The following is a 12153-nucleotide window of genomic DNA, read 5'->3' as shown; positions in this document are numbered from 1 at the left end:
GTCCATCGGGCGGATGCAACCATAGTTCGACCGTTAGACCCGGCCCGACATTCTGAGCGCACTCGCCCATACCGAATCGACATTTTCGATCGGCGATTTCTGCAGCACCGTCAGGGTCCGGTGGGCAACCTCGGCGGCCGGGCGGTAGTCGAATCCCATCGCTTGCGCCAAGTCCCAACTGTGGATGACGGTGTCGCTGACGTGCTTGTCATAGATGGCGCCGGCGTCGAGGTCGACCCCGTCAATGCAGTAGCGCAGCTCAGCAGAGGAAACGGATATGAAGGCTTCCTCCGCTCGGCGGGCCGTCTGACGATACAGCTCCTCGAACCCGCCGCCGTAGATATTTGCCGAGGTGTCGAGGGCCGACCTCCGCGATGAGTCGACTTAATGGGGCACGTGTACTACCTGATGGGTGAGCCCTGCAGTAATGGCGATATTTCGGTCGATGAGGTGCACGTACAGGTCGCCGACATCCCATGCAGGCACCGGCGTTTGCTGCCTGAGATCGCCGTGGGTGACCTCAGAGAGCCATCCCGCGAGGTTTTCGGTCACGGTGTGCAACATGGATACGTCCATAGCGGCCCCCTTCGGGCATAGCCGAGACATCACACTCGACCACTTGGTCGTGGTCGAGGTGCCGAGACCGGCAAGGTGTGAATTAACGTCAAATGTGCAGAGAACTAAACTTGATCCTCTACCTCGGTAGATGAACTGATCCTCTACTACGGTAGACGATAATGGGAAGGCCGTCCATGACCGGTTCCGAAAATCCAGCACACGAAGAGGCAGACCTCGCTGCGCTCATGTTTCGAGTCCTGCCGCGCTTAGGCGCTCTGGAGGAGCCCCTATTGCGCGATGCCGGACTGTCGATGTGGGAGTACGCAATCTTGACCGAGGTCGCCTCGAGCGCCGCCATGTCTCAGGTGGAGCTCTCCCGCCGGACCCGCCGTGACCCCACTCGATTGGGTCGACATCTGGACGCATTGGTCTCGCAGGGACTCGTCAGCCGCGAACGCTCCCGCGACCAACGTCAGCGCACTGTCGGCATTACTTCAAGTGGGCAAACCTTGCTCGATGCGGTCCGCGGAAAAATCAGGGAAGCGGAAGACGAACTCCTTCACGCAGCGCTGACAGAGAGCGATGCCACGATCCTGCGCGAGATGCTTGCTCGGCTCGCCACGGCCTGCGAATGACACAAGACCGTGCCCTGACGGCACATGCTTAAGCGCGCCAGGGAGACCTTCCGACTGCCACAAGCTAACGCGCTTCGAGTTTGTCGATACTGTCGAGCACCTCTCTGTGCCAAGATATTTCGGTTTGGATACGCATCTTTGCATGAGAGACGATGAGATCGTCCGCGACGCTCTGATCTGGCCACCGCCGGTCGAGTTGATGATCGAACTGCAACTCACGGGCAGCAAGGACCGCGATACGGTCCTCGATGTAGCCGCGCAATACCTCGCGGTCGAGGTCCGCACTTACGGCCAGGGCGAGGTCGACAGGGTCCGGTTTGAGTTCGAACTCGGTGAATGCCTCATCCCGCAGGGCTCGCAGTTCTCTCGCCCCTTCCTCGGTGATCTCGTAGACGGTTCTGGCGGGCAGCGCTCCGTCCTGCTCGGTGCGTAGTGGTCTGATCAGCCCCTCGCCTTCGAGTCGATGCAAAGCGCCGTAGAGCGAGCCAGGCTTGACCTGCGACCACAGTTCCGCACGATCCACGCGGGCGTCGCGACGAAGCTGGTGACCGTGCATGGGTCCTCGCTTGGAGAGAGCGCCGAGGACGAACAGCCGCGTGGGATTCATACCCATAGTTCTACCTGAGTACTCGTATTTGAGTACTCTCTTTCGTATGACTATTCGACCGATCCTCATCGCCGGCGACCCACGCCTGACCACACCAGCGGTCACGGTAACGGTGTTCAACGGCGAACTCGCAGCTTTCGTCGATGATCTCTACGAGACGAACACGGCAGCTAACGGGGCTGGGCTCGCGGCTAATCAAGTCGGAGACCAACGGTCGGTCTTCGTCTACGACCTGATCGACGACGGCCGGCGGTTCCGAGGTCACGTCGTCAATCCGAAACTGGAGACATCAGTACTGCCAGAGACGATGCCCGACCCGGAGGATTTGGAAGGGTGCCTTTCCGTTCCCGGTGAGCATTACCCGACAGGGCGAGCCGAGTGGGCGCGGGTAACCGGGGTGGACGTCGACAACCAGCCCATCTCGGTCGAAGGCACCGGCTATCTGGCTCGATGCCTACAACACGAAACCGATCACTTGGCAGGCCACCTCTATCTAGACCGGTTGATCGGACGTAATCGGCGTGCGGCTCGCAAGATGATCAAACAGCGTCTATGGACTGAACCCGAAAACGTATGGGTCCCAGGGTCCGACAAAGATCCCTTCGGCTGGTAAGGGATCGTCGACACGAACGCTCCGCACCGGCGACGATCTACTCCCCGGATCTAGCCCGATCACAAATCGGACTAACAGGGGCTAGAGACCCAGGACGACTCCAACTCGGCTCGACACCGTTGACAGCCATAGGAAAATCAATCACCAAAGGCTCCCCCGGGCACTGCCATGCCTTACATGCCTGAGCAACTCCTAGCTGGTCAACATCGCATAACGCGCAGTTCAAATGATGCAAAGTCGCTATCCCGAAGCTGGCAGGGGCAGATAATCTCCGTGACGGTTTCACTGCGGGCGTTGATCAGCTTGGACGCCATCTTCCGGTCTTTTGCCCAGGCAGGCAACAAACCCCAGCGGACGGTCCGGAGCTGGCGCTGGGGCTCGGAGTCGGGTTCCTCGCGTGGGGTTCGTTCGAGGATCACCCGGACCGGTTGGGTGGGGGCGACGTTGTAGGACGGTGGGAGTTCGTCGCCGACGGTCTGCATGGTGTCGAAAAACGACTGCAATTCCTTGCTCGAGCTTGTGCTTGCGTAGCGCCCACACATGGCCTGACCTCCTCATAGTCGGTTCACGTCTCATTGAACAGCGTGGGTCCGACTTCCGCGTCAAACGGCGTGTGATGATCTCTGCGAGTACGTCGTCGACTGTCTCGGAAGGGGAAGTGCGATCACCAGTCCTCGCCCGGCGTCTACCGATGTCGCGTTGGCGATCGTGGCCGCAACGGTCCTCGGTGTCACCGTCGGGGTTCTCCTCGCTGACGTGGTGGCCGGCGTCGCAGTCGGGGCCGGTACCGCGGTGGTGTTCCGCTTCGTGTTGCGGACGATCATCACCCGGAAATGACGACCTACGCTGGTCAGCCGTGCGGAATAACTCTTCGCGGGTGTTCGTTGTAGAGGCTGTCGGTGTTCGATTCTTTGCCCCGGGTACCACCCCAGAAATGCCGCTTCGAGCGGCCACTTGCCGAGAGGCGCAAGACGGGCACCGACCCTGTGAAGCCGCTGACACCATTTCGGTGCCGGCGGCTTCGTCATCTGCCTCTATTGGGGGCGAGCTTCTTTCAACCGCCACACCCCGCCCGAACAACACTGCGGCAACGGCGGCAACACGTGACCGGCAACATCGGTACTGACCCGATGAGCGTCACCGCAATCGCACTCGTAGAAGCCGCTGACCGGCGCTTTTTGTCCCGGATGATAGGTCTGTTCAGCTGTACTCATAACTGGATTTCTTTCCCGAACAGCGCATCTTCAAACAACATGGTCAGTGCCGACCGGGAAGGTCGACTTCATCGGCGGTCTTGTCGTTCCGCAGCCCTCGAAAGGATGGATGCCGAAGGCTGCCACCGGTGAACTCCCGGTACTCCACATCGCAGACAAGGACAGGTCTTGACCAGGAAGCATTGCGGGTGACAGCTCTCGGCGGCTCGACGGTGAACGGACTGACCGACTGTTCGAGCTCGACGAGCTTGTCCCGCAGTTCGCGGCGCTGTCGATCGGTCAGGCCCGTACCAACGTTTCCGATATATCTGAGGCCCCCTGAGTCGTCGTGGGCGCCGAGGATCAGCGACCCGGCTCCTCCCGCTGCGCCACCCGATCCAGGGACGAATCCGCACACTACGGCCTCACAATTAGCCCTCAGAGGCGTTTTGATCCAATCCCGAGATCGCTTGCCTGGCTGGTAGATCGAGGAAATATTCTTGGCGACTATACCTTCCAGATGGTGTTTCTTCGCGACTTCCAACATGGTCGGTCCGTCGACGTTGAGCCAGTGTGGTGGGACTTTGATGCGTGGATGTTCGAGGCTGAGGTTGGCGAGCGCTTCACGGCGCTCGAGGTAAGGAAGCTCGGTCGTCGACTTTCCGTCGACGTCGAGGACATCGAACACATAGTACGAGGTCAGAGCCTCGTTGCGGAGCTGAGCGGTGGGCCGCAGAACGTGCATCCGGCGCTGCAACAGGGAGAAGGACGGGACACCGTCGGGTCCGAGAGCGACGATTTCCCCGTCGAGGACGGCTTCACGGTGATCGAGCACCGAACGGAGAGCGTCGACGATCTCGGGGAACGAGGCACTGATGTTGTTACCGTTGCGCGACCACAGAGTCGTGGACGTGGAACCTGTTGTGGCTATTGCCCTTTGGCCATCCCATTTCGACTCGAATGCCCAGCGCTCCCCCGTCGGTGGGCCCAGCGCTCCCCCGTCGGTGGATTGCCGAGCGTGGCGAGCATCGGCGGAACCGGTTTTCCTGTGGCGGCGCTCATCTCTCCACTGTGCGCAGGTTTGTCCTGCTTCGCGGCTGTTTTCGGGAGGTTGAGACACTGTCGATATGACTCGACCCCCTGCCCCGGACGAGGGCTGGACTCCGCCGCCTGACGAGGGTCAGGCCGGAATGGTTCTGTTGCCGAATGGTTGGTGGGGATTTCGGTACAAGGCTGGGGTGAGGCCACTCATCGTGGAGAAACCGGAAGAGCGCGACGCACCGCCGGGCACGTCCGCCGGGTGCGATCGTCCGGATCATTGATCCTATAGGTCGAAAAAGGTCTTTCAGCTGGGAAGACGACACGTCCCCTCACTCCTCGAAGGGTCGGCCGGCCGGGCGCCGGCTCGCCCTCCGGATCAGGGGACACCCCGTTGAGTTCAACGCCCGATTTCGGACACGATGCGCAGGTCATCGAGCCGCTCGATGACTCACCCGGCCAGTCGCACTCGTGCGTTCGTGAGCGATGCACTGCGCTTGGACTTCGACGAAAGCTGAGCAGAGCATCATGAGCATCGCAACACGATCGTCACCCTCGACGATCACGGCATGTGCCCTCACTGCCGGGCACCGCGTGCAGTTCGTTCAACCGGCAGACCTGTGGTGGACCGTCCGTGCGGTATCCGACGACCACCAATTCGTCATCCTCACCAGGCCGAACCCTGAAGGCGAGGGTGTCGTCTACACAGTCATCGACAACAACCGCGGTGTTCGAGGGCCGGCCAGCATGTGGGGGAACGGTTACGAAACCGACGATCAGGTTGCCCGATCGCTCAGCGACCTCGTCGATGGAAGATCGGAAGTCAGCCGCCGGCCATCGCGATGGGAAGAGACGCGCATCGCCGCGGTACTGCTGCCCGTGAGTCCGCCGAGCGTCGACGGCGAGCAGCGATGACGATGACGTCGCCATATCTGAGCTGCCATGGGTGTGGAATCACCGCCGGCGAGAACGAAAACGGTTGCGCTGACATCGAATCCGTTCTCGAACGAGGGTGGACGCATGCCAGAGACGAAAGCTACTGCCCGATTTGCGCTGATGTTCGGTCACAGACCTGGCCGGACACCGAGGAAACGGAGGAAAGGGCCGAACCCATGATTCCGAAAGCAACTCGCCGAGTGCGCGAAACGACGATCAGGGCCGGAGTGGCCGGCATCGCGGGCGGGTTCGCACTCGCGACCATCTTTCTCACCTTCACCCCTTACCTTGCTGGTGTCGCCTGCGGTGTGTGTCTAGCCGTGGTGTCCGCCGTCGCGTTGGTCATCGCCTGCGCACCCGAGATCCGGCGCGAGGCCAAGACCAGGCGCACGCGCGATTGACCGATTCTGTGATGTTAACTTGCTGACAAGTTGGCAGGTGAACACCTCTCGATGCCCCGGCGACGTTGTCGGGGCATCGCCGTATCCGGACTCTCCCTCTCGGTGAGGGACCGGAACGTGTGCAGGTCAGCGGATCGCAGAGCATCGCCGGCGCCTGACCGCGCCTCTGTTCGGGAACCGCTGGCCCTCTGATCGCCGGCACACGCCCGCGCGGTGCGCCGTGGGGGCAGTTCTATTGTGCGGCGCTTACCGCATCGGAAGTAACCCATAACCAAAGGTCCAAGCCTGTTTTACCGTCGCCCGTGGTGGCGTGAATCTTCACACAAGCGAGCTTGTGTACCGTCGGTCATTGACCGCAGAGGGGAAACCGAGATGCTGTTGTCTTCCTGGCGAGTGTGTATCACCGAAACTCGTGTAGCCCGTCCCTCGGATTACGGTGCACCGGAGGGTGCCGTAAGAATTTTCTTTCCAGAAGACCCGTTTCCCGGTTCACCGTTTTTGTTGTCTCCGTCGTTCGAGTACGACGTGGACCTCAATTCGTACTTCCGAAACCCGAGTTTCGTCACGATGTCACCGATCAGCCAGCAGGGCTATGCACGCAACATCGCCGCGTTCCTTTCATTTCTCACCTCAGCGCGGAGCGGCATCTCATGGCGTGATGCGAATGAGGACGACCATGTCGCTTACCTGGTCTGGCGACGGCGCGATGCTTCCGGCCCACGAGTGTCCGGAGCAACTTGGAACCGAGAAGTCGCGGCAGTCAACAACTTCTATCGCTGGCAGTGCGCAAGGGATTCGTCGCCGCGAACCCGATCCCGCACCATGCCCGTAGTGGTCGCTCTCATACCCCGGGCCGCATCGACGATCAAGGAAGTAGTCCCACGACCTATTCGCGAGATGTCAACCGGGACAACATCGAGTGGATTCCGCAAGCCTCTTATCGGCGATGGAGAGACACCGGAATGAAGGGTATGAACGCGGACGGTCTCCCTCGCCCCGCATTCCGCGGACGCTGGGCGACGCGTAATGCGGTGTTCTGCGATCTCATGGTGCGAACCGGACTACGCCTCGCCGAGCAGTCCGCACTTACGGTCTTCGACCTGCCCACCGAGCACCAGCCCGTGTCCTATCAACGCTTCCGACTCCCGGTAGCCATCGCCAAAGGCTCCTCGACCAGATGGGTGTACATACCGGAATCCATCGTCAGAGAACTGATCAACTACCGCGATGTCGATCGCCGCCAGATTATCGACGACGCTCGCGCACACGGACGGTACGACAAAATCGCTCGCCCGCTCGTCGTCGAGGACCCTGCCCAACCTATCGCTGTCGACTACACGAACGCCGGCGTCAAGGCACGCGTAAAGGTCTCCAATCTGGACCACACCGACCGGCGCCGCCTATACATCGCCGGTGATCGCGGATTGGAACCCGCCTCGTTCTGGCTGACGGAACGAGGAATGCCAGTGTCGGTGTCGAGGTGGAAGGGTCTGTTCCACGAGGCCAACGTCCGGTGCGCCGACGTCGGTATACCTCTGCGCGTGCACCCACACATGTTGCGCCATACCTTTGCGGTGGTAACCCTCGAACAACTTCAACGCGGCCATATCGCGGCATTGCGCGAACAGACTGCGGAACAACGTGGCCACTACACACGAATTTTCGGCGATCCCCTCGACTGGGTTCGGCGCCGTATGGGACATCGCTCGATCACCACAACGATGATTTACCTTCACACCCTCGCCGAGCTGGAAATGGAGACCCGGATGGCATTGGTGCCTGACGATTGGGAGGAACCGCCAGCGCCGCCAAATCCATTGGCCTCGAACACGAATGCCTCGCAGTGAAACCCCGCACGGGTGCCGGAACTCATACCGGTCAACCATCGAAGACACCCACGGGTCAGTATGACGTTTCACCACGCCACGAACCGTCGACCGCATCTGCTCCGGCCGACGCTGCGAGCACCACATCGGTCCAGTTCATCGGAGATGACGGACGGACACGGACGTTCTCCGCCGACAAGTGGCCCATGCCCGGCTGGCACGGACCGGCACTCGATGCATTCGCCCGACGCACAGGTCCGACCGGAACATTGCGGACAGAAGCGTCCGCGCGTTCGATCTGGCTGCTCCTCTCCTCGTTTCTGCGGTATCTCGACTTGGTTCCCGATTCGCCAGCAGTACCGTCCGCTCTCACGCTGCGGCATGTCCAGGGGTATCTCCGGCAGCGAGCATCTGTGGCCAGTATCAACCGATCGCTGGAGTGCCAGACAATTTTGCGGCGAGTATTGATCGAACCTCCGTTGCGCGAGATGATCGCCCCCGACATCCACGCTGCTCTGGCACGTTCGGTTCCGAAGTTCAGAAAGCTGAATGCGTCCGGATACTCGGATGGAGAATTCACGCGAATCCTCGGCGCTGCACGCGCTGACGTCTCGGCAACCCGGTCACGAATCGAGTTTTCGGAACGAATTCTTGCCGGTAACAATCCCAAAGTCCACCGAAAAGTCCTTGTCCGCTATAGATAGGGCGAAACTACGAAAGATCGCCAGCACCGGAATCGTTCCGCGTTCCCCGGCCGGACCGTCTATGACGTGGCGGCGCAGACTCGCCCAGGCAGAACAACTGTTCCTCCTGAAGAGGGATCTCGTTCCGATCCTCATTCTCCTGATCGCGCTGACCGGCCGGAATGTGGAAACTCTCAAAGACTTACCAGCCGAACACCAGATCCTGGAAGGAACGGCCGTGCAAATACAGCTGACGAAACGTCGTCGGGGCGATCAGCACTGGCATGAAACCGTCACCTGGGAAATCGGTCCACCGCATCGGGAACTCGACACACCGGGAGGGCTGTACCTGCTACTGCACCGATTGATGACCCGCGGGCGAACGTACACGGATTCGACTGCACTGTGGTCGATCTGGCGCAACGGAATCGCAGGCGGCATCACCGGCATTGCTGAACACATGAGTCCGTTTCGCGCATCTTTGTCCGACCCACCCCTCATGCCCAGCGAATGGGCGGCGGGGCATTCACTGCTCACAGATCCGCCGAGCGAAACGGAGGTGGGACGGCCGTTGACGGTGACGTTCGGCCGGATCCGGACCACTATCGAAGTTGCCAGAGTCAAAAGGTTGGGCGGTCATCTGCCCTCTGCAGCACGCTCGAACAGTGTGGAAGTGCTATTTGGGAATTACCTTCGAGGGGACGCTTCGGCAGCAGAATGGAGCGCCGAAACTCTCACCGCTGCCATCGCCGAAGCCGAGAGCGCTGCGCTCGATGCCCATGTTCGCGCACTTGCGGCCGCGGGCGGCTCGCTGAAGGTAGTTCCGGAAGCGGCAGTCCCTGCGGATCATGAGGCACTCTGGAATGGTTGCACTGACCCCGACGCTCACCCTGCGACCGGCCGAATATGTCGTCGCACAACATTTCTCGACTGCTTCCACTGCGCGAACTGCGTCATCACCTCAAGTCACCTTCCCGCTGTGCTCGGCTTGCGGCAGGCGCTCGACGAACGGCGATCGGTGCTATCGGAGTCCGACTGGTGGAGCCGCTACGGCCCCGTCTGGGTGACCATCGAATATGAAGTACTCCCCAAATTTACGCCGGGACAAGTCTCACACGCCGAGTTGATCAAGCCTGCTGATGCTCTTCTCGACCTCGTCGAACATCCCTGGGACATCCCATGACCGAACCACAACCCCACTGCGATACAGGCCCCCATGTACTCACAGGGCGGCCGCTGCGCCCCGATATCCCCGATGATCGCCTTCCTCGATACGCGGACATGGTGTGGCGACTCGACGCCGCCCAGCTGCAATCACATCTGAGTTCGGAGCGTTTGGATTTCACCACCATCCCCGCCCGTCAACAGCGCACCGCGAAAGAGCTTTTCGCCGCCCTCTTATCGGGACCGTTACCGCTGGGAGAGTATCGCCTGGCCATGGGCACCGTCACCGCTCTGTTTCCACAGGTTAAACGGTTTCTAATCTGGGCCGATGGCACGTGTCCCAGAATTTCGTTGGCCGCCCTGTCTCCCGAGATGCTCGGAAACTACGCCCTCTTCCTACTCGCCGATGTCCCCGACACCGGCCACCGCGAGAACGCCCGACGCGCAGTGCGCATGCTGTGGCGGTATCGAAGCGCCCTGACCGAGCCCCTCAACTTCGACCCTCAGTACGCAGCCGAGGGATGGTCCCAGCAATCGCGCTCACGCGCGGAAAACATCACCCCTCGCATCCCTGAACAGGTACTCGGTCCGCTCATTGCATGGTCGTTGAGATTCGTCGACGATTTCGCACCCGACATCCTGACCGCCCTCGAACACAGCGGGCCCATCAAGAACCGAACCAAGCCCTCCGCTCTTGGCCGAAACTCCGGAGCACACGCAGCCCTGACGGAGGTCCTCGATCGCTACATCCGAACTGGACAACCCCTACCCGGTACGAGGCGAGGAGTGAACCGATCACTCCTCGCCGCGGAGGCCGGCATCAGCGACATCCGAAGACCTGAACAGTGGGAATCGATCGCCGCTGCCGAAAAGCTGGTCGGCGTCGATCCGTACACATGGTTTCCTATAACCATCTCGGGGAGACTCGACGAAAAGCCGTGGACCAACGGGATCTGCGCAAACAACCATCCGAGCAAGTCCGCGAGAGTGCTCTCACGGATGCTCCTCACCGCCTGCTACGTCCTTGTCGCCTATCTGTCCGGCATGCGCGAAAGTGAAGTCAAAAGCCTGCGACCCGGCTGCGTCACGGTTCTCCGAAGATCCGACGGAACCCCATACCGATGGACAGTTTCCGGCACAGCCTTCAAGGGCGCCAAAGATCCACACGGCGTCGACGCCACATGGACAGTCGGCGCGCCAGTGGCCCGCGCCATCGACGTCCTCACCGAACTACGCCGGCCAGGCACCGAGTATCTATTCACCTTTCTCACCCAATCGCGCGACGAAGCCAGTGGTTTCCGCCCCAATCGAGTTTTCACCACCTGCGCCACCAATGTGCAGCTCAACGATCTGTGCAGCTGGATCAACAACTACTGCGCCGACCACGGACGCACCGACATCGTTCCCACGGTGAACGGCGCACCATGGATACTGTCCACCCGACAGTTCCGACGAACACTTGCCTGGTTCATTGCCCGACAACCCGGCGGAGCCGTAGCGGGCGCGATCGCATACCGCCACTTGAGCATTCAAATGTTCGAAGGATACGCCGGAACCTCAGATTCAGGTTTCCGTGCGGAGGTCGAAGCTGAGCAAGCGCTACTGAGAGGCAACGATCTTATGGCCATGATCGATCAACACGCCCACACCCCGTTGACCGGTCCAGCCGCAGCAGAAGGCGCAACACGACTCGCGGCGCTGGCCGGCCATCCCCAGTTCACCGGGGCTGTGATCACCGACCCCAAACGGCTCGCACGTGTACTGAAAGGCAAAGCCGGAGCCATCTACCCAGGCGAATACGCAACATGTGTCTTCGATGTCCGAAAAGCGCTGTGTCTGAACAGCAGCGCCGACAAGAGCGCAGTTCCGCAGCTCGATCACTGTCAACCGCTCGCCTGCACGAACGTCGCGCTCACGGTCGGCAACCTCACGAAACTGAACGCAGAGGCCGAGAAAATCGCGGCCACCCTTCGTGAACGTCCCACACTCCCACCGCTCCTACACAGCCAACTCTCCGAACGGGCCTCACAGATTCACGCATTCGTCGACCGCCACCGCCCGGACCCACGATGACCCCGCCCAGCGGATTGCCAACCACGGCAGTTGTATCCGTGGAGCTTGCCGCGTTACTGGCCGAATCGGCCGAACGTGGAGTCCTGCCCAGTGCTCTTGCTCTCGCCCGCCGCCTCGGCATCGCGAACACCACCCTGAGGCGCAATTTTCCAGAGACAGTCGAGGTGCTGACGAAGCACCGGCAGACCGACCGCAGTACGCCCACACTCGCGGCGCCACCCAATCACATCCAGAATCTCGAACTCGAGAACCGGAAGCTCCGCACGCGTAATCGCGAACTCACCGAACAAGTCGCTCTAGCTTCGTCACAAATCCAGCAACTCAGCCTCGAAGCGCACCAACTTCGCACGGAGCTCCATCAACGCACGGCCGTCGCCACCATATCCAGCCCCCGTAAATGACCAGCCAGAAGTCGATTCCGCACTC

The 12153-nt window shown here is 60.9% G+C and carries 16 protein-coding genes and 1 pseudogene; 12 read left to right on the top strand and 5 right to left on the bottom strand.

Features of this window, described 5'->3' with window-relative positions; genetic code table 11:
- Window positions 1-33: 33 nt before the first annotated feature.
- Both ACBG85_RS30385 and ACBG85_RS30380 read right to left on the bottom strand, forming a co-directional pair.
- Window positions 34-171, bottom strand: coding sequence for a hypothetical protein (locus tag ACBG85_RS30385; RefSeq protein WP_372027961.1), 138 nt, complete (start codon window positions 169-171; stop codon window positions 34-36).
- Between the two features lie 213 nt (window positions 172-384).
- Window positions 385-576 carry a maleylpyruvate isomerase N-terminal domain-containing protein gene (locus tag ACBG85_RS30380; protein WP_372027960.1) on the bottom strand — a complete coding sequence of 64 codons (192 nt, stop codon included), beginning with the start codon at window positions 574-576 and terminating at the stop codon, window positions 385-387.
- Window positions 577-752: 176 nt separating this feature from the next.
- On the opposite strand from ACBG85_RS30380, the gene ACBG85_RS30375 reads away from it, so the two are divergent.
- Entirely contained in the window at window positions 753-1193 is a 441-nt protein-coding gene (locus ACBG85_RS30375; RefSeq protein ID WP_372027959.1) for a MarR family winged helix-turn-helix transcriptional regulator, read from the top strand.
- Between the two features lie 64 nt (window positions 1194-1257).
- Here ACBG85_RS30375 and ACBG85_RS30370 read toward each other — a convergent pair whose 3' ends face one another.
- Entirely contained in the window at window positions 1258-1800 is a 543-nt protein-coding gene (locus tag ACBG85_RS30370; protein WP_372027958.1) for a PadR family transcriptional regulator, read from the bottom strand.
- A gap of 46 nt (window positions 1801-1846) precedes the next feature.
- On the opposite strand from ACBG85_RS30370, the gene ACBG85_RS30365 reads away from it, so the two are divergent.
- On the top strand, window positions 1847-2413 hold the full coding sequence (locus ACBG85_RS30365; RefSeq protein WP_372027957.1) for a peptide deformylase: 567 nt from the start codon (window positions 1847-1849) through the stop codon (window positions 2411-2413).
- A gap of 269 nt (window positions 2414-2682) precedes the next feature.
- Here ACBG85_RS30365 and ACBG85_RS30360 read toward each other — a convergent pair.
- A pseudogene (locus ACBG85_RS30360) lies at window positions 2683-2955 on the bottom strand (SOS response-associated peptidase family protein); the annotation flags it as partial.
- A gap of 166 nt (window positions 2956-3121) precedes the next feature.
- Here ACBG85_RS30360 and ACBG85_RS30355 point away from each other — a divergent pair.
- A complete protein-coding gene (locus tag ACBG85_RS30355; protein WP_256063984.1) occupies window positions 3122-3250 on the top strand; it encodes a hypothetical protein in 129 nt (42 codons plus the stop codon).
- Window positions 3251-3670: 420 nt separating this feature from the next.
- On the opposite strand, the gene ligD is transcribed toward ACBG85_RS30355, so the two are convergent.
- A complete protein-coding gene (gene ligD, locus ACBG85_RS30350) occupies window positions 3671-4726 on the bottom strand; it encodes a non-homologous end-joining DNA ligase (protein WP_350318890.1) in 1056 nt (351 codons plus the stop codon).
- Window positions 4727-4733: 7 nt separating this feature from the next.
- Between ligD and ACBG85_RS30345 the strand changes: the two genes are divergently transcribed.
- The 9 genes from ACBG85_RS30345 to ACBG85_RS30305 all read left to right on the top strand — a co-directional run bounded on the left by ACBG85_RS30345 (window position 4734) and on the right by ACBG85_RS30305 (window position 12128).
- Window positions 4734-4928, top strand: coding sequence for a hypothetical protein (locus tag ACBG85_RS30345; RefSeq protein ID WP_083471082.1), 195 nt, complete (start codon window positions 4734-4736; stop codon window positions 4926-4928).
- 244 nt (window positions 4929-5172) lie between these two features.
- Window positions 5173-5559, top strand: a complete 387-nt coding sequence (locus tag ACBG85_RS30340) for a hypothetical protein (protein ID WP_054186475.1) — start codon at window positions 5173-5175, stop codon at window positions 5557-5559.
- Window positions 5560-5561: 2 nt separating this feature from the next.
- Window positions 5562-5981 carry a hypothetical protein gene (locus tag ACBG85_RS30335; RefSeq protein ID WP_147343833.1) on the top strand — a complete coding sequence of 140 codons (420 nt, stop codon included), beginning with the start codon at window positions 5562-5564 and terminating at the stop codon, window positions 5979-5981.
- 372 nt (window positions 5982-6353) lie between these two features.
- Entirely contained in the window at window positions 6354-6947 is a 594-nt protein-coding gene (locus ACBG85_RS30330) for a site-specific integrase (protein WP_054186477.1), read from the top strand.
- On the top strand, window positions 6944-7828 hold the full coding sequence (locus tag ACBG85_RS30325) for a site-specific integrase (protein WP_054186478.1): 885 nt from the start codon (window positions 6944-6946) through the stop codon (window positions 7826-7828). The genes ACBG85_RS30330 and ACBG85_RS30325 overlap by 4 nt, the downstream gene beginning before the upstream one ends.
- On the top strand, window positions 7825-8511 hold the full coding sequence (locus ACBG85_RS30320) for a hypothetical protein (RefSeq protein ID WP_054186479.1): 687 nt from the start codon (window positions 7825-7827) through the stop codon (window positions 8509-8511). Before ACBG85_RS30325 ends, ACBG85_RS30320 begins: the two co-directional genes overlap by 4 nt.
- 61 nt (window positions 8512-8572) lie before the next feature.
- Window positions 8573-9673, top strand: a complete 1101-nt coding sequence (locus tag ACBG85_RS30315; protein ID WP_054186480.1) for a hypothetical protein — start codon at window positions 8573-8575, stop codon at window positions 9671-9673.
- A 332-nt stretch (window positions 9674-10005) separates the two neighbouring features.
- Window positions 10006-11727, top strand: a complete 1722-nt coding sequence (locus ACBG85_RS30310; RefSeq protein ID WP_147343832.1) for a hypothetical protein — start codon at window positions 10006-10008, stop codon at window positions 11725-11727.
- On the top strand, window positions 11724-12128 hold the full coding sequence (locus ACBG85_RS30305; protein WP_054186482.1) for a hypothetical protein: 405 nt from the start codon (window positions 11724-11726) through the stop codon (window positions 12126-12128). Before ACBG85_RS30310 ends, ACBG85_RS30305 begins: the two co-directional genes overlap by 4 nt.
- The last annotated feature ends 25 nt before the right edge of the window (window positions 12129-12153 follow it).

The organism is Rhodococcus sp. NyZ502 (assembly GCF_041464245.1).
GTDB lineage: Bacteria > Actinomycetota > Actinomycetes > Mycobacteriales > Mycobacteriaceae > Rhodococcus_F > Rhodococcus_F qingshengii.
This window is presented reverse-complemented; position numbering and strand designations above follow the sequence as displayed.

Coding starts and splice junctions, on each gene's coding strand:
- ACBG85_RS30380 (WP_372027960.1), bottom strand. CDS start 576: ATGGACGTATCCATGTTGCACACCGTGACCGAAAACCTCGCGGGATGG.
- ACBG85_RS30345 (WP_083471082.1), top strand. CDS start 4,734: ATGACTCGACCCCCTGCCCCGGACGAGGGCTGGACTCCGCCGCCTGAC.
- ACBG85_RS30365 (WP_372027957.1), top strand. CDS start 1,847: ATGACTATTCGACCGATCCTCATCGCCGGCGACCCACGCCTGACCACA.
- ACBG85_RS30335 (WP_147343833.1), top strand. CDS start 5,562: ATGACGTCGCCATATCTGAGCTGCCATGGGTGTGGAATCACCGCCGGC.
- ACBG85_RS30340 (WP_054186475.1), top strand. CDS start 5,173: ATGAGCATCGCAACACGATCGTCACCCTCGACGATCACGGCATGTGCC.
- ACBG85_RS30325 (WP_054186478.1), top strand. CDS start 6,944: ATGAAGGGTATGAACGCGGACGGTCTCCCTCGCCCCGCATTCCGCGGA.
- ACBG85_RS30375 (WP_372027959.1), top strand. CDS start 753: ATGACCGGTTCCGAAAATCCAGCACACGAAGAGGCAGACCTCGCTGCG.
- ACBG85_RS30370 (WP_372027958.1), bottom strand. CDS start 1,800: ATGAATCCCACGCGGCTGTTCGTCCTCGGCGCTCTCTCCAAGCGAGGA.
- ACBG85_RS30315 (WP_054186480.1), top strand. CDS start 8,573: ATGACGTGGCGGCGCAGACTCGCCCAGGCAGAACAACTGTTCCTCCTG.
- ACBG85_RS30330 (WP_054186477.1), top strand. CDS start 6,354: ATGCTGTTGTCTTCCTGGCGAGTGTGTATCACCGAAACTCGTGTAGCC.
- ACBG85_RS30305 (WP_054186482.1), top strand. CDS start 11,724: ATGACCCCGCCCAGCGGATTGCCAACCACGGCAGTTGTATCCGTGGAG.